Source organism: Ligilactobacillus sp. UO.C109 (assembly GCF_026847815.1).
In the GTDB taxonomy this organism is placed as follows: Bacteria; Bacillota; Bacilli; order Lactobacillales; family Lactobacillaceae; genus Ligilactobacillus; species Ligilactobacillus salivarius.
The window spans coordinates 1-25,552 of record NZ_JAPSFH010000006.1 but is presented as its reverse complement, the minus strand read 5'-3'; the positions used below and the strand labels follow the sequence as shown (position 1 = coordinate 25,552).

20 protein-coding genes and 2 other annotated features are annotated in these 25,552 nt (G+C 32.2%); of the genes, 17 read left to right on the top strand and 3 right to left on the bottom strand.

The window, feature by feature from the left end; all coding sequences use genetic code 11:
• Positions 1-118 precede the first annotated feature (118 nt).
• From OZJ21_RS01545 to tyrS, 5 genes are all read left to right on the top strand, one after another.
• Positions 119-1,234, top strand: a complete 1,116-nt coding sequence (locus OZJ21_RS01545) for an exonuclease SbcCD subunit D (RefSeq protein ID WP_187397921.1) — start codon at positions 119-121, stop codon at positions 1,232-1,234.
• Positions 1,231-4,332, top strand: coding sequence for an AAA family ATPase (locus OZJ21_RS01540; RefSeq protein ID WP_268857326.1), 3,102 nt, complete (start codon positions 1,231-1,233; stop codon positions 4,330-4,332). Before OZJ21_RS01545 ends, OZJ21_RS01540 begins: the two co-directional genes overlap by 4 nt.
• Before the next feature lie 27 nt (positions 4,333-4,359).
• Positions 4,360-4,947: a metal-dependent hydrolase gene (locus tag OZJ21_RS01535; RefSeq protein ID WP_003701365.1), complete on the top strand. Its 588-nt coding sequence runs from the start codon at positions 4,360-4,362 to the stop codon at positions 4,945-4,947.
• A 101-nt stretch (positions 4,948-5,048) separates the two neighbouring features.
• Positions 5,049-5,492: a Fur family transcriptional regulator gene (locus tag OZJ21_RS01530; RefSeq protein WP_003701366.1), complete on the top strand. Its 444-nt coding sequence runs from the start codon at positions 5,049-5,051 to the stop codon at positions 5,490-5,492.
• Positions 5,493-5,533: 41 nt separating this feature from the next.
• Positions 5,534-5,721 (top strand) — a binding site (T-box leader).
• A gap of 53 nt (positions 5,722-5,774) precedes the next feature.
• Positions 5,775-7,025, top strand: coding sequence for a tyrosine--tRNA ligase (gene tyrS, locus OZJ21_RS01525; RefSeq protein WP_268857325.1), 1,251 nt, complete (start codon positions 5,775-5,777; stop codon positions 7,023-7,025).
• 69 nt (positions 7,026-7,094) lie between these two features.
• Here the strand turns inward: tyrS and OZJ21_RS01520 are convergent, their stop codons facing one another.
• From OZJ21_RS01520 to OZJ21_RS01510, 3 genes are all read right to left on the bottom strand, one after another.
• Entirely contained in the window at positions 7,095-8,057 is a 963-nt protein-coding gene (locus OZJ21_RS01520) for a ketopantoate reductase family protein (protein ID WP_003709717.1), read from the bottom strand.
• 66 nt (positions 8,058-8,123) lie between these two features.
• Positions 8,124-8,359: a binding site (T-box leader), on the bottom strand.
• Positions 8,360-8,460: 101 nt separating this feature from the next.
• On the bottom strand, positions 8,461-9,099 hold the full coding sequence (gene cbpA / locus OZJ21_RS01515) for a cyclic di-AMP binding protein CbpA (protein ID WP_003705271.1): 639 nt from the start codon (positions 9,097-9,099) through the stop codon (positions 8,461-8,463).
• Positions 9,100-9,292: 193 nt separating this feature from the next.
• A complete protein-coding gene (locus OZJ21_RS01510) occupies positions 9,293-10,261 on the bottom strand; it encodes an L-lactate dehydrogenase (RefSeq protein WP_081513954.1) in 969 nt (322 codons plus the stop codon).
• Positions 10,262-10,509: 248 nt separating this feature from the next.
• Here OZJ21_RS01510 and pth point away from each other — a divergent pair, with 248 nt between their 5' ends.
• The 12 genes from pth to lysS all read left to right on the top strand — a co-directional run bounded on the left by pth (position 10,510) and on the right by lysS (position 25,260).
• A complete protein-coding gene (gene pth, locus OZJ21_RS01505) occupies positions 10,510-11,067 on the top strand; it encodes an aminoacyl-tRNA hydrolase (RefSeq protein WP_268857324.1) in 558 nt (185 codons plus the stop codon).
• 21 nt (positions 11,068-11,088) lie between these two features.
• The gene (mfd, locus tag OZJ21_RS01500; protein ID WP_268857323.1) at positions 11,089-14,613 is read left to right on the top strand and encodes a transcription-repair coupling factor; all 3,525 of its coding nucleotides are present in this window, start codon (positions 11,089-11,091) and stop codon (positions 14,611-14,613) included.
• Positions 14,614-14,622: 9 nt separating this feature from the next.
• Positions 14,623-16,200 carry a putative polysaccharide biosynthesis protein gene (locus OZJ21_RS01495; RefSeq protein WP_268857322.1) on the top strand — a complete coding sequence of 526 codons (1,578 nt, stop codon included), beginning with the start codon at positions 14,623-14,625 and terminating at the stop codon, positions 16,198-16,200.
• Positions 16,200-16,469: an RNA-binding S4 domain-containing protein gene (locus OZJ21_RS01490; protein ID WP_003709726.1), complete on the top strand. Its 270-nt coding sequence runs from the start codon at positions 16,200-16,202 to the stop codon at positions 16,467-16,469. The genes OZJ21_RS01495 and OZJ21_RS01490 overlap by 1 nt, the downstream gene beginning before the upstream one ends.
• Positions 16,470-16,507: 38 nt before the next feature.
• Positions 16,508-16,903 carry an FtsB family cell division protein gene (locus OZJ21_RS01485; RefSeq protein ID WP_004563885.1) on the top strand — a complete coding sequence of 132 codons (396 nt, stop codon included), beginning with the start codon at positions 16,508-16,510 and terminating at the stop codon, positions 16,901-16,903.
• Between the two features lie 88 nt (positions 16,904-16,991).
• Positions 16,992-17,456 carry a S1 domain-containing RNA-binding protein gene (locus OZJ21_RS01480; protein ID WP_003703194.1) on the top strand — a complete coding sequence of 155 codons (465 nt, stop codon included), beginning with the start codon at positions 16,992-16,994 and terminating at the stop codon, positions 17,454-17,456.
• A 56-nt stretch (positions 17,457-17,512) separates the two neighbouring features.
• Positions 17,513-18,871 carry a tRNA lysidine(34) synthetase TilS gene (gene tilS / locus OZJ21_RS01475; RefSeq protein ID WP_328284330.1) on the top strand — a complete coding sequence of 453 codons (1,359 nt, stop codon included), beginning with the start codon at positions 17,513-17,515 and terminating at the stop codon, positions 18,869-18,871.
• A 16-nt stretch (positions 18,872-18,887) separates the two neighbouring features.
• A complete protein-coding gene (gene hpt, locus OZJ21_RS01470) occupies positions 18,888-19,427 on the top strand; it encodes a hypoxanthine phosphoribosyltransferase (RefSeq protein WP_003705261.1) in 540 nt (179 codons plus the stop codon).
• Between the two features lie 140 nt (positions 19,428-19,567).
• Positions 19,568-21,646, top strand: a complete 2,079-nt coding sequence (gene ftsH, locus OZJ21_RS01465) for an ATP-dependent zinc metalloprotease FtsH (RefSeq protein ID WP_268857320.1) — start codon at positions 19,568-19,570, stop codon at positions 21,644-21,646.
• Between the two features lie 132 nt (positions 21,647-21,778).
• A complete protein-coding gene (gene hslO, locus OZJ21_RS01460) occupies positions 21,779-22,669 on the top strand; it encodes an Hsp33 family molecular chaperone HslO (protein ID WP_003709730.1) in 891 nt (296 codons plus the stop codon).
• Between the two features lie 17 nt (positions 22,670-22,686).
• Complete coding sequence (dusB, locus tag OZJ21_RS01455; protein ID WP_268857319.1) at positions 22,687-23,679, top strand: tRNA dihydrouridine synthase DusB; 993 nt, start codon at positions 22,687-22,689, stop codon at positions 23,677-23,679.
• Positions 23,680-23,772: 93 nt separating this feature from the next.
• Entirely contained in the window at positions 23,773-25,260 is a 1,488-nt protein-coding gene (gene lysS / locus OZJ21_RS01450) for a lysine--tRNA ligase (RefSeq protein ID WP_003701392.1), read from the top strand.
• Positions 25,261-25,552 lie beyond the last annotated feature (292 nt).

The following is a 25,552-nucleotide window of genomic DNA, read 5'->3' as shown; positions in this document are numbered from 1 at the left end:
TTAAAGAGATTTTTTAGGATTAAAAGTAGTGTGTAAAAAAATTAAATTAACTACTACTTTTTTTATTACCACTATAATATGGTAAAATTAATATAAAACTTATGTTCGGAGGGGTAATATGAAATTCTTACATACTGCAGACTGGCATATAGGAAAAAAACTACACAATTTTGACTTGAAATATGAAGAAGATGACGCTTTTAAACAAATTGAAAGAATTGCAGAAGAAGAAAAGGTTGATGCAATTATTATAGCTGGTGATTTATATGATAGATCATTACCAAGTGAAGAAGCGGTAAAAAGTGTAAACGAAAAATTAAAGAGGCTAAATCTAGTTGATAAGCATCCTTTATTAATTGTAAGTGGGAACCATGATTCAGCAACAAGATTAAATACTGGTAGTGAATGGTTTAAAGCTACAAACTTATTTTTAAATACAAAAATTTCTGGAGCATTTGAACCAGTAGAAATAGAAGAAACACAATTTTTTCTCTTACCATATTTTGAACCACAAGAGGTAAGAAATTATTTTGACAGGCAAGATTTGAAAAATGTTCAAGAAGCGATGCAACTTATTGTAGAAAAAATAAAAGAAAAGTTTAAGCCTAACATGAAACATGTGTTGGTTGCACATTTTTTTGCTGCTGGAAGTACACAAACTGATTCTGAGACTAATGTTATGGTCGGTGGTTTAGACGCTATTCCAACTTCTTATTTGAATGATTTTGACTATGTTGCGTTAGGACATTTACATGATGCAAGAGCAAGTCAAGCAGAGATTATAAAATATAGTGGGTCACCTGTAAAATTTTCAGTGTCAGAAGCGACATCGCAAAAGGGTGTTTGGATTGTAGATACTGAAAAAATATCACCTAAATTCGTTCCATTAGTTCCAGTTCATGAAATAAATGTATTAGAAGATTCATTTAACAATTTAATTTCTCCATCGGTATATGAAAAGTATTCCAAGGAAGACTATTATGCTATTAGATTGACTGACACTAAGGTCATTCCAGATGTGATTAATAAATTAAGAAATTACTATCCTAAGATCTTAGAATTGAGACGTGTTGGTGAAATTCAAGAGCTGAAAGCAGAAGAGAATAAAGAAAGGGATTTAACTGATCCCATGAAATTAGTTAGTGACTTTTTTACTGAAGTTACAGGTGAGAAATTAACTTCAAATCAGCAAAAATGGGTAAAAAATGCATTAAAGGATGTGAATAAAAAATGAAACCATTAAAGTTAAGAATGAAGTACTTTGGACCATATATTGATGAAACCATGAATTTTACAGAGTTTGATAATACATCTTTATTTTTAATCAGTGGAAAAACGGGTAGTGGGAAAACAACCATTTTTGATGCTATGAGTTTTGCTTTATTCGATCATACTTCTGGCGATGAAAGAGACGCTAAGCAGATGAGATCTGATTTTGCTACACCTAATGATGCAACTGAAGTGACATTTGTATTTGAGCATAATGGAATAAAGTACACAGTTATTCGTAGCCCCAAAATGAATTTAGCTAAAAAGAGAGGGAATGGAACTAGAGATGTTGAGGCTTCTGTAAAAGTAAAATACATCAATAAAGAACAAGAAAATATTGAAATTACTAAAAAAAATCAGGCAGATAAATTTTTACGTGACTTAATCGGCTTGGATGCACAGCAGTTTACACAAATTGTTTTATTACCACAGGGGAAATTCAGAAATTTCTTAAATGCTAATAGTGCTGATAGGGAAAAGATATTAAGAAAATTATTTGGAACGAGTCTATATCAAAAATGGACTGAGAAAATCCAAGAACAAGCAAAAATCATTGAAAGTGAAAATGAAAAGTTAACTACACAAATACAAACAATCCGACAACAAGTAGAAATTGAAGATAATGATGAAACAAATGATGAAGAATGGATAGTTAAAGTTAATAACCAAATTGAAGAAAAAAAGAAAAAACAAGAAAAAGTAAATAACGATATAACTATTAGTCAAAAGCAACTTGATAACTTAGTTGAAACCTATCAAAATGAAAAAGTATTAGCAGATAGTATTAAGCAAAAAGAAGACTATATACATAAACTACAATCTCTAGAAAATAATCAAGATAAGATTGAATTAAAGAAAATTTACGCTTATAAATTGGCTTGGTATCAAAAAAATCAACAAATATTTAACAATAAAACTGATTTAGAATTACAGATAAAAGAAAAAAGTGACAAATTGGTATTACTAAATCAAGAAAGTAAATTTTTAATTCAAAAACATGAATCTGCAAAAATAGAAGCCCAAGAATTAGAAAAGCAACAAGAAAATATTGAGGATCTAAAAAATAAGATTTCAACATTAGAAGTAAAATTACCAGTTTATCAAGATGTAAAAGTAAATCAAGAAAAAATGAGTGAATTAACTAAGAATCATCAAGATACTAAAAATAACCTTGATAAGTCAGTAAAAGAACTAGAAAAACAAAAAGTAAGCTATGATGATTTAGGAAAAGAACTAGCTAAGTTAGAAAATTTAGATGAGAAACAAGTTGAGTTGGTTAATGAGAATAATAAATTAACTAGACTGAGCGAAAAAATAGATTTAGTAGATCATTTAGATAGTGAGATTGAATCAAAGAAATTACAAAAAGAAAAATTAGAAAAGAAGTATCAAGAACAGGAAGAATTAGTACAAGAAAGTACAGATACTGAAGAAAAGTTAAATACTTTGTGGATAAAAAATCAAATTTACTTTCTTGCTAAACAATTAGCACCGGGAGAACCTTGTCCAGTATGCGGATCCAAAGAACATCCATTACCAGCTGAAATAGATGAATTGGAACAAGTAACTGAGAAAGATGTAAAATTAGCGAATAAGAAAGCTGAAGTTGAAAGATCTAAAGCAAAAGAATTTAAGTTAAGACTAACATCTATAACAGATGAAATAACAGAATTAGAACAAAATAAAAAAGAAAGCATAGATAAAATATTACTTGATTTTGAACTAGAGGAAAGCCAATCTTTGCTAGAACTAAAAGAAATATTTCAGATTAAAAATGATGAGTATCAGAAAAAAGCAAAAGATCTTGAAAATAAAGTTAGCTTGAGAGAAAAGTTAAAAGGTGACAGTCAATTAATAAAAAATGAAATAGCTAATTTAGAGAAAGAAAAAGATAAATTAAAAGAACAATATGACGATGTATATTATCGCCTAAAAATAACTGAAACTACTTTACAAGAACAAAAAAAGCAGTTGAATCCTGAATTTAATGATGTAAAACAGGTTGAAGAATATATTACAGATGCTAAAAATAGAGTGGAAGATTATCAAGCAAGTAAGGATAAAATTACTAAAGAACTTCAAGATACTAAAGCAGAATTAATTAAAGTTCAAGCTGATATTGATAGCAATGACCAAGAATTAGAAAGTAAGAAAAAAGGGTTAAGTAAAATTAATAAAGAAATAACTACATTAATAGAAAATAGTGAGATTAATTTAGAAGAAATAGCTTCCTTAGCTAAGGATCTAGCACGATTAGATTCTATTAATAATGAAATTAATAGTTATGAAAAACAAATATTAATAGTAAAAACAAAAATATCGGAATTGGACAAAACAATTAATAATAGAGAAATGCCAAATTTAGTTGAACGTAATAGTGTGATTGCTGATAAAAGAAAAGAACTTCTAACATTCCAAGCAGAATTTAGTGATATTACAACGGAAATTAACCATATACAAAAAATAAAGCAAGAAGTAGAACAATTACTGCAAGAACAAAAAGGAAATTATAAGTTAATGGCAGAATGGAAACAATTATCAGATGTAATGACTGGTAAAAGTGCTACTAAGTTGAGTTTGGAAAGATATGTGCTACAAATGTACCTTCAAAGAGTGTTAAATGTTGCTAATGGACGTTTGAAAGAATTAACTCAAGGAAGATATAGTTTCCAAATAAAAGATGAAAAAGGTAGTTATAGTAGTAATACAGGATTAGAGATTAATATATACGATGATAACGCTGGGAAAGTTAGACCAGTTCAAACTTTATCAGGTGGTGAAAGTTTTATTGCTGCTTTAGCTCTAGCACTAGCTTTAGGTGAGGTTATCCAAGCTAATGCTGGTGGAATATTTGTGGATGCTTTATTTGTAGACGAAGGATTTGGTTCCTTGGATAGCGATGCATTACAGATAGCATTGGAAGCCTTGCAGACGATTGAAGGAAAAAATAGAATGATAGGGATTATCAGTCATGTTAAAGAATTGCAAGAACAAATACCATTCCAAGTAAAAATATCTAGCAATTATGGAAAAAGTAAGATAAGTTATAGAAAGGATTTCTAAATAAAAGTACATTAAAGAGGAATAATAATGCAGGCGAAGACTCATATTACAACAACTTTAGCATTAGGATTACCCTTGATGTCGTTGACAAATGAATTAACACTCGTAAATGTTGGAGTATTAGCAGTAGGAAGTTTATTACCAGATATTGATCATCCAAGTTCTTATCTTGGAAAGAGGCATAAAATGGTAAGTGGTGTAACTAATAAAGCTTTTGGTCATCGCGGTATTACACATTCTTTGCTAGGATTTATCTTGATAGGTATAATAGTCAAATTTATCCAAAAACAATATTTGACTGATAGGATTGAAAATATTGTGTTTTGGTTAATGTTAGGATATTTACTTCATTTGTTAGAGGATAGTTTTTCTCAAAGAGGCGTTAAGTGGTTATATCCTTTTACAAAATCAGGTTCGTCATTTGGTGGAAAATTTGCATTTTATAAAACTGGTCAATTAAGTGAATATTTAGTGATGGGTTTCATGTTGTGCTTATTACTAATGGAAGTACGTCTTTTTTGGCTAGGAAATTTAAACCGTCTTTTACCTGGTGTAGTGGCGGATATATTAAAAACATTGATATTAAAAGTGCAAGATATTTTAAATAGTTATTAAAAATTTAATACAATATATTGCTAGACATAATTTGATTTTTGTATCATAATAATGTTAGAGAAATTAGTTTATAAAAGTTATAAAGTGGAGGAGGAAACCGTATGAATAACCAGGAACAATTAATGATGGCTGCAGAAAAATTAAAGAAGCGTCATATTAAGAATACTCCACAAAGACAAGTAATTTTAGCATACTTAATGTCATCTAAGGAGCATCCTTCAATTGAAATGATCTATTCATATGTTAAGGAAAATGGCTTTAGCGTAAGTTTGGCAACTGTTTATAATACATTAGAGTTATTTATGGACAGAAAGTTAATTATTGAAGTAACGCCAGACAACGAAGGACATATGCGATATGATTATTTTGCAGAACCACACTATCACGTTATTTGTGTAAACTGTAATAAAATTATCGATGTACCTAATGATGAATATGTAAAATTAGAAAAAGATGCGGCTGAGAAAACAGGCTTTAAAGTCTTTAATAGTCAATATGAGGTCTATGGATTATGTCCAGAATGCCAAGCTAAGATAGCTGATTAGCTATTGACTTTATATGAAAGTTATCATATTATTAATGACATATTAAAGCGATGAAGTAGATTAGTAGATTTGATAGTCAATTTTTAAGAGACTTGATGGTGCTGTGAATCAAGATAAACTATCAATCGAATTACACTATGGAGCTTGTCCGGGTCATTCCGATAAAGATGACAGAGTGGCTTTTTAAGCAATCTGGGTGGTAACGCGGAAATGATTTTTCGTCCCTAATGTTATTATTAACGTTAGGGACTTTTTTATTATCAAAAGAATGGAGTGTATCTAATGAATATTTTAGATGAATTAGCATGGCGTGGTGCGATTAACCAAGTTTCTGATGAAGAAGGGTTAAGAAAATTATTAGATAAAAAGTCAGTAGGTTTATACTGTGGGGTCGATCCAACTGGAGATAGCCTTCATATCGGTCATTTAATTCCATTTATGATGTTAAAGAGATTCCAAGAAGCTGGACATCGAGCACATATCATCATTGGTGGGGGTACAGGTTCAATTGGTGATCCTTCAGGTAAAAAATCCGAACGTGTACTACAAACAATGGAACAAGTTCACCATAATGAAGAAGCTTTAACTAAGCAAATGAAGCATTTGTTTGGAAAGGATAATATCACAATTGTGAACAACCGTGATTGGCTTTCTAAAATTGATTTATTAGGTTTCTTACGTGACTATGGTAAGTTATTTAATGTAAATACAATGCTTAATAAAGAAGTTGTTGCAAGTCGTTTAGAAGTAGGTATTTCATTTACTGAATTTACATACCAAATTCTTCAATCTATTGACTTCCATCATTTATGGAAGAATAATGATGTTCAACTTCAAATTGGTGGAGCTGATCAATGGGGAAATATTACATCTGGTATAGATTTAATTCATAAGATGGAAGGTAGCGAGGCTGAAGCTTATGCATTGACTATCCCATTAATGTTAAAAGCTGATGGAACTAAATTTGGTAAAACAGCTGGTGGAGCAGTATGGTTGGATCCTGAAAAGACAACACCTTATGAATTCTACCAATTCTGGTTAAACCAAGATGATAGAGATGTTATTAAATACTTGAAGTACTTTACATTCCTATCTCAAGAAGAAATTGCTGACTTAGAAAAAAAAGTTAAGACACAACCAGAAAAACGTGAAGCTCAAAGAAGATTAGCAGAAGAAACTGTAGAATTTGTACACGGAAAAGAAGCAGTTAAGGAAGCTGAACACATTTCTGCAGCATTATTCTCTGGTGAAGTTAAAGACTTAACAGCAAGTGAAATTGAACAAGGATTTAAGAACATGCCAAGTGTAGAAGTAACTGCTGAACCTAAGAACATCGTTGAATGGCTTGTAGATACTGGAATTGAAAGTTCCAAGCGTCAAGCTCGTGAAGACGTAACAAATGGTGCAATTAGAATTAACGGAGATAGAATTCAAGATTTAGAATTCACAATTGATCCATCTGCAGAATTTGATGGTAAATTTGTAATCGTTAGACGTGGTAAGAAGAAGTATTTCTTGGCAAGAGTAAAATAAGATAATATAAAAAGTGTATCTCTTATCCGAGTTGAAATTGGATTGAAATACACTTTTTTTAATTATTAATTATTTTTCACGTAATCTTTCTTGACGAGTATGTTCTGCTAGATGAACTAAGTTTGTTAAGAAGGCATGTGTTTTAGCTTCGTAATTATGTTTACGTCCAAGTTTTACTAAATATCCGTTGATGTAATCTACTTCAGTAGGGCGATTTTTACTCATATCTTGATACATTGAAGGATAATGAAGTGGATTAGCAACTTTACTTACATAGTTGACAGTAGCTAATTCTTCTTCTCTAGTTTGTAGCATTTTTACGCCATCGCGCTCACAAACGTCATAAGCTTCGTCAATTAATGCACGGGATAGTTCATCTGCCTTTTCGAAATTAGCATATTCTCCCATAGTTATTTCAAATAAAGTACATAACGTATTGACCACTGAGTTAAATACAACTTTAGCCATAAGAGTACCTCTGAAGTTTGTAGTCAAAGTAGGATTTATATTGGCTTTTTCTAATTCAGCTACAACTTTATGTGTCATTTCATCAGGTTTCTCTGTGTAGTTAGCTAAATTCATAGATCCAGCTCCAGGCTTACCAACGAAATCTACTTCTCCAGGTGCTTTTAGAATTGTTGCAACAAGGGCAGTACCTGCTAAAACTTTTTCAGGTTTAAAGTATTTTAGTAGTTTTTCAATATGACCCATACCGTTCATGCCAGTCAAAGCATATTGTTTGTCTGTAAAGAAATGGGAACATCTTTCAAGCATTTCACCAAGTTGCATTTGTTTTAGGAAGAAAATAACAACATCAGAGTCTGTATTATGATATTCTTCTGGGGTATATACTTTGACAGGAACTAAATGACGATTTTCCTTATCTCTAGTAACATAAACGCCACCTTGTTCTTTCATTTTATTAACATGTGGTTCCCAAGCATCTACAAATTCAACTTCATTCCCTGCTTGTTGAAGTAATACACCATATCTAAGTCCCATTGCACCTGCACCAACAACTGTAAATTTCATAATTCAAGCCTCATTTCTCTAAAGTATTTGGTTATAAAATAAAAACGTCCTTTAGTCTAGTAGAGACTAAAGGACGCTTAGCGTGATACCACCTTATATTCATTATGAATTCGCACTCATAAACTCGGTATGTAGCTGTTTTTTAACTACACATAGCTGTAATGGGCTAACCCACCAATAACTACTAAAATTCATTATGGCACTCAAAGTGATATTCGCTTTATTAGTAACTATCTCTTTTCACCAACCAGAGATTCTCTGAAGTATTTAATAAAGTTACTCTTCTTTTTCATAGTGTTTTATAACCGATGTTTAATTTAATGTTAATTATACACAAATGAAAATAAAATACAAGACAAAAAATAAAAAAAAGTATTAAGTAATCAAGTAGACAACTTAATACTTAAATCTTACTTAAATCTTCAATTTCTTCAATTTCGAACCCTCTACGCTTTAATTTAGTAACAATCCTGTTTAGACGTTTTTCTTCAATTCCAGATGGTAGAGTGAATAAAGTCCGATGTAAATTATCTTTTTTACGAAACCCTAAAGAAATACAGCTAGCTATTTCAGAATATTGGGTAATAGTTTTTGCAATATCTACCAAATCACCACGTTCACCTTTTGAAAGAACTGTAAGGACATAGCTTCCGAGCTCAACATTCCAAGAACGAGATAACATTTTTAATAGACGATTATGGGTTAAGATACCAAAAAAGTAATTATTTTCATCTAAAACTGTAATGTATGGTAGATCCTTAATAGTGAAAAATATATTAAAAAATGCAGCGTTGATAGAGATGAATTTTGTAGCATTTTTTAATAGATAAGTGACGGGCAGAGTCATATCACCACCGCGAGATTTATGACGATATATGTGCATTTTGTAGATGTTACCTCTAAAAATCTTACCTGTTTTATCGAGAATAGGGACACAACGAAATCCGGTATCTTCTAAAATATCTAGGGCTTCAGCTAGAGATATATCTTCTTGAACTGTAACTAATTCGTCCTTAGTTTGGATTAAAGATTTTAATATCATTAGTAATTCTTCCTTAAAATATAAAATATGCTAATTAATAATAACATAGATATAAGATTAATGATAGAGGAGAAAATAAAGAAAAAATTCTTATTTTATAAGTGAAGTGTTTAATTTAACAAAGAATTATTCTTAGAACAAAAAAGAGATTGGATATAATCCAATCTCTAGAAACTTGTAATTAGCTTTCTTATTACTTGTTTTCTTCAAGAGCCTTTAAGCCATCTGTAAGAACCTTCTTCAAAGTAGCAGCAGATGCTGTCATCTTCTTGCTTTCTTCTTCATTCAAAGGTACTTCGATAACTTCATGTAAACCAGTACCGTTAACAACGGCTGGAGTACCGATAAAGATATCGTTTAAACCATATTGACCTTCCATGTATGCAGAAACTGGTAATACAGCATTTTCGTCACGTAAAATAGCTTTAGAAATACGTGCAAGAGCAGCAGCAACACCGTAGAATGTAGCACCTTTCTTGTTGATGATTTCGTAAGCTTTGTTACGAACGTCATCTTCCATCTTATCTAAATCTTCTTTGGAGACACCATGTTCTTTTGCCCAATCTAAGAATGGACGACCACCGATTGTAGCAGCAGAGTATGCAGCAAATTCAGAGTCACCATGTTCACCCATGATGTAAGCATGCATAGAACGAGGATCCTTGATGCCTGTCATTTCAGTCATAGCAACACGTAAACGTGCTGTATCTAAAGAAGTACCGGAACCGATAACTTTTTCTTTAGGGAATCCAGAGAATTTCCATGTAGCATATGTCAAGATATCTACAGGGTTAGCTGCAACCAAGAAGATACCGTCGAAACCAGATTCAACAACTGGTTTTACGATAGAAGATAAAATCTTCAAGTTCTTGTTTACAAGATCTAAACGAGTTTCACCTGGCTTTTGAGGAGCACCAGCAGTGATAACAACTAAATCTGCATCTTTGCAGTCAGAGTATTCTGCTGCATAGATCTTCTTAGGGAATGTGAAACCTGTAGCATCGAACAAGTCAAGAGCGTCACCTTCTGTACGTTCTTTAACAACGTCTACGATACCAAATTCTTCGGCAGTACCTTGTAAAGCCATAGCATAAGCATAGCTAGATCCAACAGCACCGTCACCGACTAAAATAACTTTTTGATGATTTTGTGTTTTTGACACAGTTCTTCATCCTTTCATAAGTAAGCTTTTTTTACAAATCTAGTATAACACGTTTTTCATAAAATGTGATATTATTTTCAAACAAATTTTCTAAGATTTAAGAGAAAATATGTTATACTTGACTAAAGATTTGGTGATAGGTTTCTGGGTAATGATGAATTAGCCAGCCTTTTTTGCGTGTATAAATAAAAAATTCTTTGAAAATGATGAAACTTATTTTGCTAAAATTGAAAGGAAGATATAAAAAAATGAAAATGATTGTAGGTTTAGGTAACATAGGAAAAAAGTATGAAGGTACAAGACATAATGTTGGATTTATGGTAGTAGAGCGTTTTGTGGAAGAACATGGTGGAGATTTTAACAAAGAAAAATTTGATTCATTGATATCAGAGTTATTTATTAATGGTGAAAAAATAATAGTAATAAAACCTACAACTTATATAAATGAATCTGGTAGAGCTGTTAGACCATTGATGGATTATTTTAATCTAACTACTGAAGATATTATCATTTGCCATGATGATATGGATTTGGAAATTGGACATTTACGTTTACGACAAAAAGGATCTGCTGGTGGACACAATGGAATTAAGTCTATTATTTCACATGTGGGGACTGAAAAATTTAAGAGAGTCCGTGTAGGAATTGATCATCCACAAAAAATGTCAGTGGTAGATTGGGTATTATCTAGATTTACTAAAGAACAAGAAGCAAAATTAGATGATGGATTAACTAGAGCTGTTGCTGCTCTAGATGATTGGATAGAAAATGATGATTTTATGAATACAATGAATAGATTTAACTAGTTAAGTGAGGAATCTAATTTAATGGAATTAATAGATACTTTTTTGAATGTCTCGGAATTGAAAGAGTGGGAAAAGAATTTAACTACTGATGGACGACATATGTTGACAGGATTGGTAGGCTCTTCTAAGACATTGATGATAGCTAAACTATTAAAAGATAAGAAAGTACCACAATTAATTGTGGAAAGTGATTTATATCATGCACAACAATTGCAAAGTGATTTAGAGAATATAATAGAAGATACAAGAATTGAATTATTTCCAGTAGAAGATATGTTAGTTGCAGAAATGGCAACTAGTTCTCCAGAATACAGAGCTCAAAGAGTAAGCGCCTTAACTGCATTAACTTCAGAAAATCCAGTAATTGTAATTACTACAGTAGCTGGGATAAGACGTTTTTTACCTAGTGTGGAGTACTGGAAACAACATGAAATTCAATTAGAGATTGGCAAGGAAGTTGACCCAGCCGAACTAGAGAAGAAATTACTTGAAATGGGATATATTAGGTCCAATATGGTAAATGCACCTGGAGACTTTGCAATCCGAGGATCTATCGTCGATATTTTTCCTTTAGATGCAGATAATCCGTATAGAATAGATTTCTTTGATATTGAAATTGATTCAATGAGGACTTTTGATATCGCAAATCAAAGAAGTATTGAAAATGTGGAGCAAGTAACTATCATTCCAGCTACTGACTTTATTGCTAGTAAAGAAGTTCTAGAGTTGGCTAGTGAAAAAATAAAAAAAGAATATAATAAGCAATTTTCAAAATTAAAGAATACAAAAGAAGAAAAACTAACTGAAAATATTCAAAAAATGCTAGCTGATTTTAAAGATGGTTTTTTAAAGGCTGAATATCTACCATATGCTGAATATATTTATCCAGAAAGTACAAATTTAATTGATTACTTGAGTGATGAAGGGTTAGTAATCTTTGATGACTATTCTCGTTTGACTGAGAAACAAAAGAACCTAGAATATTCTGAAGCTGATTGGTTAACAGATAGACTACGTACTAATAGTTTATTTGATAATTTAAAATTAGGTCATGATTTTAGAAGTGTAGAAAAGAAAATTAAACAACCTAGAATTTTCTTATCGTTATTTCAAAAAGGACTAGGCAGAATGAAGTTTGCCCAACTTGTAGATATAAAGACACGTGCTGTTCAAAAGTTCTTTGGACAGATGCCACTTTTGAAGACTGAAGTTTCACGTTGGGAAAAACAAAAGCAAACAGTTGTATTTTTGATTAATGATAGAGAAAGATTGGAAAAGGTCTCTCAAACATTAGATGATTTTGAAATTAAGTCGATTATAACAGATAAGAATGCAATTCAAGTTGGAGTTACACAAGTGGTCCAAGGTTTCTTAAATGAAGGATTTGAAATTCCTAAGGATAAACTCGTTGTTTTAACCGAAAATGAATTATTTTCTAACGTGAAGAAAAAGCAACCTAGACGTTTAACTATGAATAACGCAGAACGACTAAAAAGTTATACTGAGTTGAAAAAGGGTGACTATGTCGTTCATGTCAATCATGGGATTGGACGCTATATGGGGATGCAAACTTTAGAAGTTGGTGGACATCATCATGATTATATGACCATTCTCTATCAAGATGATGCGAAACTTTTTATCCCGGTATCTCAATTAGATAAGATACAAAAATATGTGTCTTCAGAATCAAAAACCCCTAGAGTTAATAAATTAGGTGGTTCTGAGTGGGCTAAAACTAAACGCCGTGTTGCTAACAAAATTGAAGATATTGCTGATGAATTAGTTGATCTTTATGCTAAACGTGAAGCTGAAAAGGGATACGCATTTACTCCTGATGATAGCTATCAAAAAGAGTTCGAAGATGCATTTCCATATACAGAAACACCAGATCAACTGCGGAGTGCTAAAGAAATTAAACAAGATATGGAAAAGACCAAGCCAATGGATCGATTATTAATTGGTGATGTTGGTTATGGTAAAACAGAAGTGGCGTTAAGAGCGGCTTTTAAAGCGGTTCAAGATGGTAAACAAGTTGCTTTCTTGGCGCCAACAACAGTTTTAGCTCAACAACATTACGAAACAATGGAACAACGTTTTGAAAATTTCCCTGTTGAGATTGGTATTTTATCTAGATTTAATACAGCCAAGGAAATTAAAGAAACTATCGAAGATTTAGAAACAGGCAAGTTGGATATTGTTGTTGGTACGCATAGATTATTGTCAAAAGATGTAAAATTTGCAGATTTAGGGTTATTAATTATTGATGAGGAACAACGTTTTGGAGTTAAACATAAGGAACGATTAAAAGAATTGAAGACAAGTGTAGATGTTTTAACATTAACAGCTACACCTATTCCAAGAACGTTAAATATGTCTATGTTAGGTGTACGTGATTTATCAGTTATTGAAACAGCACCCATGAATCGTTATCCAATACAAACTTATGTTATTGAAAAAAATTATGGGGTAATTGTAGATGGAATTAAGCGTGAAATAGAGCGTGGGGGACAAGTTTTCTATCTGCATAATCGGGTTGATGATATTGAAAAAGTTGCTAGTGAATTAGAAAGTCTAGTACCTGAAGCTAAAGTGGCTTATATTCACGGAAGAATGACCGAAACGCAACTAGAAAATATTTTGATAGATTTTATCGATGGTGAGTATGACGTCTTAGTCACAACAACAATTATTGAAACTGGTGTTGATATTCCTAACGTGAATACATTATTTGTTGATAATGCGGACAGAATGGGATTATCACAGTTGTATCAATTAAGAGGACGCGTTGGACGATCAAATCGCATTGCATATGCTTACTTTATGTATCAACCTAACAAAGTGTTAACAGAGGTCGCTGAAAAACGTCTGGAAGCTATTAAAGATTTCACAGAGTTGGGCTCAGGATTTAAAATTGCGATGAGAGATTTATCAATTCGTGGAGCTGGAAATCTATTAGGTAAGCAACAACATGGTTTCATTGATTCTGTTGGATATGATTTGTATACACAGATGTTAAATGATGCTGTAGCCAAGAAACGTGGTAAAGAGATTAAAGTTAAAACGGATGCTGAACTTAATCTTGATTTAGAAGCTTATTTGCCAGCGGATTATATTACTGATCCTAAACAGAAGGTTGAAATTTATAAACGAATCCATCAATTTGAAAATGAAGATCAATATATAGAAGTTCAAGATGATTTAATTGATAGATTTGGTGAATATCCAATAGAAGTACACAATTTATTAGAAGTTGGCCTATTAAAAATGTATGCTGATGCAGCTTTAGTAGATAGTGTTAGTCAGAATAAAAAAACAATTGAAATTGAGTTATCAGATAAGTTAAATGGAAAATTAGACATTAAGGATGTTTTTAAAGTATTATCGGTAACTAAATTTAGTACGACTCTGGGAAATAAAAACCAAAAAATTCAGATTAAGTTAAACATCCAAACTGGCATGGAAAGTAATCAAATTTTGGAAGAATTAAAGAAATTACTCAAAGAATTAGCTAAAATGGTGGATGTTACTATGGATAAATCAGCATAGGTGAAGGTAATGAAAAATAATTTTGGAAATGTTATGAAGGGAGCAATAATCCTATCAGGGGCTTCTTTTATAGCTAAAATTTTAAGTGCGATGTACCGAATTCCGTTTGAAAATATGGTAGGGAATTTAGGATTTTACGTTTATCAGCAAGTTTATCCGATTTATGCAATTGGAATGACTTTTTCTTTATCAGGATTTCCTGTATTTATTTCAAAAATTATTGCTGAACAAGATGATATAGAATCAAAATACCAGATTTCAAAAAGGATATTCAACGTTTTAGTTGTACTGGCTATCTTGTGCTTTTTATTTCTACAATTTGGATCAACTCAAATTGCTGAAGCTATGGGAGATATAAAGCTGGAAGTAATTATCAAGAGTGTTTCCTGGATGTTTTTGTTGATGCCTTTTTTATCAGTAGGAAGAGGATTTTATCAAGGCATATTTAATATGACGCCCACTGCTGTATCACAAGTGTATGAGCAACTAATAAGAGTGATTGTTATTATTGGGGTTGCATGGTATGCGGTTAGACATCATTGGTCTATTTATAAAATGGGAGCTTGGGCGATGTTTGGCTCAACATTAGGAGGTTTAGTTGCACTACTATGTTTTGTAGGTATTTTTATAAGGCTTTTTTCAAGAAAATCTCACAAACATAGTATCAAATATCGAGATTTAGTAAAGAGACTAATGACAGAAGGAATCATGATATGTTTATTTACTGCATTGATAGTACTTTTGCAATTAATAGATTCCTTCACAATTAAGAATAATTTGGAGATTTATGGCCTATCTTCAATAAAAGCTAGCAATATAAAAGGTATTTACGATAGAGCTCAACCTTTAATACAATTGGGATTAGTAATAGGAGTAAGTTTTTCTTCGACGCTTTTACCTTCTCTAACAGCAGCAATTGAAAAGAAAGAAAAAACTACTTTTGAAAATACGGCATCATCTATCTTGAGAATTAGTTTAGGAATAGCTAGTGCTACTACAGTGGGATTATTAGCTTTATTGCCTGAAGTTAATAAACTTTTATTTGGTGATAGTGAACTTAGCTTGGTAATTGGAATATATTTACTAGGCATAATTTTGATGACAGTAATCAATAGCTATAGTTCTATTTTACAAAGTATTGATGAGTATAGAGTGTTACTAATTGGATTAGGGGTAGCTTTCTTAACTAAATATATTCTTAATAGTTACTTAATTGGTAAATTTGGAATAATTGGAGCAAGTATTGCTACTACAGCTAGTTTATTATTAGCTGCAATTATCATTATTCTCTTTAGTTCAATAAAGCTTGAGATTTTATTTAGAAGTGATGGTTATGTCTTAAAATTATTACTTATTTCATGTATCATGGGGATAGTAGTAAAAGGTCTTTCAATATTATTGGGATACCTATTGGGAAGTTCTAGATTAGATGTCGGAATAATTTCAGTAATATGTATTCCTGTGGGAGTATTTATTTTTGGAATTTTAGCAATTAAGTTTAATTTATTTACAAAAGAAGAATATATGGCTATGCCAGGTGGAATTAAGATTATAAAAATAATTGACAAATTAAATGGAGGACATTGATGAGATTAGATAAGTTTTTGAAAATATCACGCATTATTAAAAGAAGAACAGTAGCAAAAGAAATTTCAAGTCAAGGTAGAATTACAATTAATGGCAAGGTGGCTAAATCATCATCAAATGTAAATGTTGGCGATGAAATTGTGATAAACTTTGGTAATAAAGTATTAACGGTTAAAGTTAATGATATTAGAGATACAACAAAGAAGAAAGAAGCACAAGAATTGTTTGAAGTTATCTCTGAAGAATATAAGGAAGATTTTTCTATATAAATCGTTTTGGATAAAGAATGGAAGGGGCTAGATAGTCAGTGAAGAAAAGATCAAAGATTACTATTATGGATAATGATTATTTTCGTAAGCAACAAGCTAAAAGTAAAAATGCTGCTTTAAAAGCTAAACACTATCAACATTATCGATTGTTTAGAGTAAGTATTATTTCTTTAACTATACTATTAACAATAGTGTTTGGAATAAGACTCATTACAATGCACTATCAAACCCAAAATATTAATGTTCAAACGGAAGAAGCTAATAAGAAGTTAGAAAAAGTAAAAGCTAAAAATACTGATTTGAAAGAGCAGATTAAGCAATTAAATGATGAAGATTATTTAAGAAAATTAATTCGAGAAAAGTACTCCTATTCTAAAGATAACGAAATAATTTATAACTTACCAACAGATGTTACAAAAAATATTGGACAATAATTAAAAAAAGTTTAATTTAGTAGTATTAATAATATTTAGTGCGTGATATACTGAGAGGTATAGAATTTCAAGGAGGAAGACAATTTTTATGTCGATTGAAGTAGGAGCTAAACTTTCCGGAAAAGTTTCAGGAATTACAGATTTTGGTGCATTTGTTGATTTAGGGGATAAGAAGACAGGATTAGTTCATATTAGTGAAGTATCCAATACTTTTGTTAAAGATATCCATGAAGTCTTATCTGTTGGTGATGAAGTTACTGTTAAAGTTTTATCTGTCAGTGATGATGGTAAGATCGGTCTTTCCATCAAGAAAGCAGTGGATAAACCTCAAAAGCAAAACAACCAACGTCGTAACAATAATCACGAACAACACAATAATAGGGATAAAGTAAAGAAAAATCATAATACTTCTTTTAAGCCAAAGCATGAAGAAAAGAAGAAAGATTTCGATTCCTTATTAGCTGGATTTTTGAAGGAAAGTGAAGATAGATTGACTTCCTTGAAACGTAATACAGAAGGAAAACGTGGCGGTCGTGGCGGTCGTCGCAGCTAATACAACAAAAGGTAAGAGGTAATTACTTCTTGCCTTTTTATTTTTTGAAGTGAGTGATAAAGTTGAATGTAAAAAAATTTGAAAATCAATTATTACAGCGACTTAGGGATTTAAAAATTTCCAATAAAAAAGTATTGCTTGCAGTTTCTACAGGTGTAGATTCTATGGTCTTATTATCAGGAATGTTGAAATTGAGTAAAGTTTTAAATGTAGAAATTAATGTCGCTTATATTGATCATCAATTACGAGAGCAAAGCAAAGAAGAAACAAAATTTATTAAAGAGTTTTGTTTTGCACGAAATATTCCTTTATATGTATACAGGTGGGAAAAAGAAGAACATCCTGTACAAAGCATTGAAGCTGCAGCCAGAGAAGTTAGATATAACTTTTTTGAAAAAGTCCTAAAAGAAAATAATATTGAGTACTTGGTAACGGCGCATCATGGAGATGACCAAGCAGAAACTTTTTTAATGAAATTAATTCGAGGTGGGAATATTCAACAATTACAAGCAATTCAATCTGTACGCATTTTCAGAGAGGATTATCAAATAGTTCGTCCCATGTTAATTTTTAATAAAAAAGAAATTTATGATTATGCTAAACAATTAGGGATTAAATATTATGAGGATGAAACTAATAAAAGCGATGACTACCAAAGAAATAGGTTACGACATCATATAATTCCAGTATTAAAAGCAGAAAATCCAGAATTTTTAAAGCATGTATTAGAATATACTCAGCAATTAACAAATAATTTACAAGCAATTCAAGAAGTAGCTGATGTGAAACTGAATAAGATTTCTAAAGAAGAAACTTTGGACTATGATAAATTTGTTAAAGAAAGTCCCTTATGGCAACGTATTCTACTTGAACGATATTTAGAAGTAAAAGGATTAGAAATCAAAGAAACACAGGTACAGCAAATTTTAGCGATGCTTAATGATGAGAAGAAACCTCAAGCAAAGTTTGATTTGAATGAAAAATTTGAATTCTATCATGAATATCTCGAAATAGGAATAAGAATTAAAAGTACTACTAGTTTAAATCTAGAAGAAAATTTTGAATTAAAATTGAATAAATGGCATAACTTAGAAGAAGGGAAAAAGATAGGCTTATTTAAGATTAATGAAATAGAACTAATGCCTGGAGATGAAACTCTAGTTGTAGAAGATAATGAAAATTGGGTAATTAGACATAGACAACCGGGTGATTCACTAAAAATGAGCTTTGGAAATCAAAAAATTAAAAAAGTTTTTATTGATAAAAAAATTCCAAGTGAACAGAGAAATAAGAGTTGGCTAATTACAAAAAATAAAAATGAAGTGTATTGGATTTTAGAAACAAAAAAAACTGATTTGTCACTGGCCCCACAAAATGCTAAAATTCATTACATACTAGTATTTAGAAAAAAGTAAGAAAGAGGTTAATCTTATGAACAACGACATCAAAGAAGTTTTATACAGTAAAGAACAAATCGCTGAAGTTACTAAAAAACTAGGAAAGCAAATTACTAAGGATTTTGAAGGTAAAAATCCATTAGTAGTTTGTGTTCTTAAGGGTGCTGTTATGTTCACAACTGATATTATTCGTGAAATCGATACATATTTAGAATTAGATTTTATGGACGTTTCTAGTTATGGAGAAGGAACAGAATCATCTGGTGAAGTTAAAATTATTAAAGACTTAGATACATCTGTAACTGGAAGAGATGTTTTAATCGTTGAAGACATTATCGATACAGGTCGTACATTACAACGTTTAGTTGAACTATTTAAGCATCGTAATGCAAAATCTGTTAAGATTTGTACTTTACTTGATAAACCTGAACGTCGTGTTGAAGGAGTTAAGCCTGACTATGTAGGATTTGAAGTTCCTAATGAATTTGTAGTAGGTTACGGTTTAGACTTTGCAGGTCGCTATCGTAACTTAGGATATGTTGGAATTTTGAAGCCTGAAGTTTACGAAGGTTAATAAAATTTTAAACAATTTATTTTAGTGAAATTAATAGTCAATAATAGTCAAAATTTATTAATTATGCTATTATATTCACAATGGAGTGCTTATTTAATGGTGATAAGTGACTCTTTAATCCTTGGATATGGAGGAACGTTATGAATAACAACAGGAATGGTAACGGACTTCTTAGAAATAGTTTCTTTTATATCGTAGTATTCTTGGGTATTATGGGTGTCTTGTATTATATGTTTGGTAGTCGCCAAAGTATGCAGACACAACAAATTCAATCTAGTCAATTTATAACAGAATTGAAGAAGAATAATATTAAAGATTTTACGATGCAACCTTCTGGAAGTACGTACAAAATAACGGGTACTTATCGTCATGCTAAGAAATCATCTGGTTCGAGTGGTATTGCCGGAATTGCTTCCAGTGGTGCGGATGAATCAACTGGTTTTACAACTAATGTATTGACGAATGACTCGACTGTAAAACAAATTCAAGAGTATGCACAAAAAAATAAAATAAAAAATAGTGCTAAAGAAGAAGAATCTAGTAGTATTTGGATTCAACTTTTAATTTCAGTAGTTCCAATTCTATTCTTCATTTTCTTCTTCTACATGATGATGGGTCAAGCTGGCCAAGGTGGCGGCGGTGGCCGTGTTATGAACTTTGGAAAATCCAAAGCTAAGCCTATTGACAAAAAGAACAATAAAGTTCGTTTTTCAGATGTAGCTGGTGCTGAAGAAGAAAAGCAAGAATTAGTTGAAGTTGTAGAATTTTTGCGTGATCCACGTAAGTTCTTAGCTTTAGGTGCTAGAATTCCATCTGGTGTGCTATTGGAAGGACCTCCAGGAACTGGTAAAACTTTACTTGCTAAAGCTGTTGCTGGTGAAGCTGGTGTACCATTCTTCTCAATTTCTGGTTCTGACTTCGTTGAAATGTTCGTCGGTGTTGGTGCTAGTCGTGTGCGTGACTTATTTGAAAATGCTAAAAAGAACGCACCATCTATTATCTTTATCGATGAAATTGATGCGGTAGGTCGTCGTCGTGGTGCCGGAATGGGCGGTGGACATGATGAACGTGAACAAACACTTAACCAAATGTTAGTTGAAATGGATGGTTTCGAAGGTGATGAAGGTGTCATCGTTATGGCAGCTACTAATCGTTCTGATGTATTAGATCCTGCTTTGCTACGTCCAGGTCGTTTTGACCGAAAGATTTTAGTAGGTCGTCCTGATGTTAAGGGTCGTGAGGCTATTTTGAAGGTTCACGCTAAGAACAAGCCTTTAGCAAAAGATGTCGATTTGAAGATGATTGCTAAGCAAACACCTGGTTTTGTTGGTGCTGACTTAGAAAACTTATTGAATGAAGCTGCATTACAAGCTGCTCGTCGTGATAAGAAAGAAATTGATGCATCTGATATCGATGAAGCAGAAGATAGAGTTATTGCAGGACCTGCTAAGCGTGATCGTGTAATTAGTAAGCATGAACGTGAAACAGTGGCATATCACGAAGCTGGACATACAATTGTAGGTTTAGTATTAAATGAAGCACGTGTAGTTCATAAGGTTACAATCGTACCTCGTGGACGTGCTGGCGGATATGCTATCATGTTACCAAAAGAAGATCAAATGTTGATGTCCAAGAAGAACCTTAAGGAACAAATTGCTGGTTTGATGGGTGGACGTGCAGCCGAAGAAATTATCTTTGGTCAACAATCTTCTGGTGCTTCTAATGACTTCCAACAAGCTACTCAATTAGCTAGAGCAATGGTTACAGAATTTGGTATGAGTGACAAGTTAGGCCCTGTTCAATATGAAGGTCAAGCTAATATGCAACCTGGTGAATTCAATGGTCAACATAGTTACTCTGGACAAACAGCTAATATCATTGACGAAGAAGTTAAACGTATTGCCAATGAAGGTATGCAACAAGCTAAGGAAATTATCGAAGCTCATAGAGAACAACATAAAGTAATCGCTGAAGCATTACTTGAACATGAAACTCTAGATGAAAAACAAATCTTGAGTTTGTATAAGACAGGTAAGATGCCAGCAGAAAACGAAGATGAATTTCCTAGTGAAAAGGCAGCAACTTTTGAAGAAGCAAAACAAGCTGTTGAACGTAGAGAAGCTAAAAAACAATTAGCTGAAAAAGATGAGGAACATAAAGAAACAGAAGTGTTCTATCCTCATGAATCAGATGAAGATACTGATAAGAAAGATGAATAACAAAAATGGTATTGGTGGTTTTAAACTGTCAGTACCATTTTTTATTTGACAAAATAAAAAAGATAATAATAGAAAAATTGACTACAATTTGTTAGTATGTAATTTGTGTATAAAAATAAAGAGGTAAGAAAAATGTCTGATTATTTAGTTAAAAGCTTAGTATATGATGGAGCAATTAGAGCTTATGCAGTTGATGCTACTGAAACTGTAGGAGAAGCACAAAAATTACACGATACTTGGAGTGCTGCTTCAGCTGCTTTTGGTAGAAGTTTGATAGGTACTTTATTATTATCAGCATCGGAACTATCTGGTGATGAAAAAATGACCGTAAAAATCAATGGCGATGGACCAATTGGGGCTATTGTGGTAGATGGTAATGCTAAAGGTACAGTCAAAGGATACGTACATGAACCACATGTGCATTTGCCTTTAAATGAAAAACATAAGATTGATGTTAAAGGCGCAGTAGGTACTCAAGGCTTTTTATCAGTAACTAAAGATTTAGGATTAAAAGAGCCTTTTACAGGACAAGTGCCCCTTGTATCTGGTGAGTTAGGTGAAGATTTCACTTACTATCTAGCTAAGTCAGAGCAAATTCCATCAGCCGTAGGATTATCTGTTTTTGTTGAAGATGATAACACAATAGGTGTAGCTGGTGGTTTTATGATTCAAGTTTTACCAGGAGCTAGTGATGAGATTTTAGATGAAATTGAAAAGAAGTTACAAGAAATACCGTTAGTATCTGAAATGATGCGTAAAGATGGTAAGACTCCTGAAGAAATTTTGTATACACTTTTCCCAAAAGACAAAGTAAAAATTCTTGAGAAAATGCCAGTAGCATATGAATGCGATTGTTCAAAAGAAAGATTTGCTGAAGCACTAGCAAGTTTACCTAAAAAAGATCTTGAAGAAATGATAGAACAAGATAAAGGTGCAGAAGCAGTTTGCCATTTTTGTGGGAAAAAATATGAATTTAATGAAGAAGAATTAACTAAAATTATGAATGAAGCTAATCAAGCTTAAAATGGAGGAAGAGAATAATGGAATGGAAAATTGGTGATATATTTATCCCTAATCAAGTTGTAGTAGCTCCTATGGCTGGGGTTACAAACGTTGCCTTTCGTATGATTTGTAAGGAATTTGGTGCAGGTTTAGTTGTTTGTGAAATGATTTCTGACAAAGGAATCCATTTTAGAAATAAGAAAACATTAGATATGCTATTTGTTGATCCAACTGAGCATCCAGTTAGTGTCCAAATTTTCGGTGGTAGCAAAGAAACTTTAGTTGAAGCTGCTCAATTTGTGGCAGAAAATACTGCGACTGATATTATCGATATAAACATGGGTTGCCCAGTTCCTAAAGTTACAAAGACTGATGCTGGTGCAAGATGGCTTTTAGATCCAGATAAGATTTATGAAATGGTTCATGCAGTTACTAGTTCTATAGATAAGCCTGTAACAGTTAAGATGAGAACTGGTTGGGATGAAGATCATATTTTAGCTGTTGAAAATGCATTAGCAGCAGAAGAAGGTGGAGCTAAAGCATTAGCAATGCATGGACGTACTAGAAAACAATTATATACAGGACATGCAGATTGGGGAATTTTAAAAGAAGTAGCTGATCATTTAACTAAGATTCCATTTATGGGGAATGGTGATGTTCGTACACCAGAAGAAGCTAAGAAGATGTTGGATGAAGTTGGAGCAGATGCAGTAATGATTGGTCGTGCAGCTTTAGGTAATCCTTGGATTGTTAAGCAAACAACACATTACCTTGAAACAGGAGAAATTTTGGAAGAACCTACACCTGCAGAAAAGATTAAAGTTGCTAAGGAACATTTACATCGTTTAGTTAAAGCTAAAGGTGAAGTTATTGGGCCAAAAGAATTCCGTTCTCAAGCTGCATATTATTTGAAAGGAATCCCACGTTCCGCGCGTACTAAAGCGGCTTTAAATTCTGCAGATACAGAAGCAGAAATGATCGATATTTTTGATAATTTCTTAGCAGATACATTAGCACGTCAAGCTGTTTAGTGGATATTTTGTTAATATTATAATTAATATGTTCAGTTGACTATGATATAATAAAGAGCAGTGTATAAATTATTGAGAAAGTGAGGATTTTAAATGGCTAATCAACAATCAATGAATGATCAGTTAAGAGTTCGTCGTCAAAAGATGCAAGAATTGCGCGATGAAGGCGTTGATCCATTCGGTCATAGATTTGAGCGTGATTTCTTAAACAAAGAATTACACGACAAATTTGAAGATAAGACAAAAGAAGAATTAATTGACTTAGATGTTAAGGCTACAATCGCAGGACGTATGGTAGCAAAGCGTGGTAAAGGTAAGGTAGGCTTTGCTGATTTACAAGATAAGACAGGTAGAATGCAACTTTACATTCGTAAAGATGAAGTTGGCGAAGAAATGTACCATATCTTTAAACGTTCAGATTTAGGAGATTTCTTAGGTGTAACTGGTGATGTTATCAAGACTGATATGGGTGAGCTTACAATTAAAGTAACTAAACTTACTTTCTTATCCAAGGCTCTAAGACCATTGCCAGATAAATTCCACGGTCTTCAAAACGTAGAACAAATTTATCGTCAACGTTACTTAGACTTAATTACTAACCGTGAAAGTTACAATCGTTTTGTAAACCGTAGCAAGATTGTTACAGCTGTTCGTAATTATTTAGATAGTAATGGATTTTTAGAAGTTGAGACACCTGTATTACATAATCAAGCTGGTGGTGCAGCTGCACGTCCATTTATTACACATCATAATGCATTGGATATTCAACTTTACTTACGAATCGCTTTAGAATTACACCTCAAACGTTTGATTGTTGGTGGAATGGAACGTGTTTATGAAATTGGTAGAGTTTTCCGTAATGAAGGAATTGATACTAAGCACAATCCAGAATTTACAATGCTTGAAACTTATGCAGCATACTTTGACTTTAAAGACGTTATGGATGAAACAGAAGGTATCTTTAAAGCAGCTGCTAAAGTTGTAACATCTGATGGGAAGATTAACTATCAAGGAACGGACGTTGATTTTAATAAAGAATTCAAACGTGTTCATATGGTAGATTTAATCAAGGAAAAGACGGGAGTAGATTTCTGGAAAGAAATGTCTCTTGAAGAAGCTAGAAAGATAGCAGATGAGCATAAAGTTCATTATGAACCATACTGGCAAGTAGGTCATATTATTAATGAATTCTTTGAACAATTCTGTGAAGATACAATTGTTGATCCAACTTTCGTTTATGGTCATCCTGTAGAAATTTCACCATTAGCTAAGAAAAATGCTGATGATCCACGTTTCACAGATCGTTTTGAATTATTCATTTTAGGAAATGAATATGCAAATGCCTTTACTGAATTGAATGATCCAATTGACCAACGTCAACGCTTTGAAGCACAAGTTGCTGAACGTCAAGCTGGTAATGATGAAGCTGAAGGTATCGATGAAGATTATATTGAAGCTATGGAATACGGAATGCCTCCAACAGGGGGATTAGGTATAGGAATTGATAGATTGGTAATGCTTCTAACAGATGCACCATCAATTCGTGATGTACTCCTATTCCCAACTTTGAGACCAGAATAATAGAAAATAAGATAAAAAATCAGTTTGTAAATAAGCAAACTGATTTTTTTTAGATTTTATTAAAAAAAGTGTTGACGCAGAGGTGTAACTCGTGTATATTATTTAAATGTTGCTGCTACTTAAGAAGTTGCAAGTTATGAAGTTGATAATTTTTTTATTGACATATTTTTTAACTGTGATATAATTAAATAGTTGCATGAGAATGTTATATGATCTTTGAAAACTAAACAAAGTTTCGATGAAACAAATGTGCAGGGCTTCTATAAAGAAGCAAAAACATTTGCGAAGTCAA